General features: G+C 48.7%; 1 protein-coding gene and 1 pseudogene. Both read left to right on the top strand.

Annotated features, from left to right (window positions below; genetic code table 11):
• A pseudogene (locus A3729_RS06585) lies at nt 1–372 on the top strand (GMP synthase (glutamine-hydrolyzing)); the annotation flags it as partial.
• A 10-nt stretch (nt 373–382) separates the two neighbouring features.
• On the top strand, nt 383–776 hold a 394-nt coding region (tadA, locus tag A3729_RS06590; RefSeq protein ID WP_068633456.1), incomplete at its 3' end, for a tRNA adenosine(34) deaminase TadA.

The raw sequence follows: 776 nt of genomic DNA on the forward strand, positions 1-776 counted from the left end.
TTCCCAGGGCCTGGCCTAGGTGTTCGTATTTTGGGGGAAGTGAAGAAAGAATATGCAGAAGTTTTGCGCGAAGCCGACGCTATCTTCCTGGAAGAACTTCATAAGGCAGACTGGTATCACAAAACATCACAGGCATTTGTTGTCTTCTTGCCGGTTAAGTCGGTGGGTGTTGTAGGGGATGGTCGTCGTTATGAATGGGTTGTTTCGTTACGTGCCGTTGAAACAATTGACTTCATGACCGCTCGTTGGGCGCACTTGCCTTATGAATTACTAGAGACGGTATCGAATCGAATTATTAACGAGATCGAGCATATTTCGCGTGTCGCATACGATGTCAGCTCTAAGCCGCCAGCGACGATTGAGTGGGAATAATTAGTAAGAAATGACGAAAGATAAGGTCGCATCAAAAAACTCTGGTAAGGAGCAACGCATAATTGATGAGCGTTGGATGCGACGCGCCTTGAACCTTGCAGAAAAAGCGGGCGCTGAAGGTGAAGTGCCAGTTGGAGCTGTCTTGGTTAGAGGTGAAGAGGTTTTAGGTGAGGCCTGGAACCGCCCCATCGCTAGCTGTGACCCGAGTGCTCACGCTGAAGTGAGAGCTATTCGGGCAGCAGCAGAACACGAAAGAAATTATCGCCTGCCTGGTACGACACTTTATGTCACCATAGAGCCTTGCACGATGTGTATTGGAATGCTGGTTCATGCTCGAATTGATCGTTTGGTGTTTGGCGCTCGTGAGCCTAAAGCGGGTGCGGTAGTGAGTCAGAATAACTTAT

The sequence above is a fragment of the Oleiphilus sp. HI0043 genome, assembly GCF_001634935.1.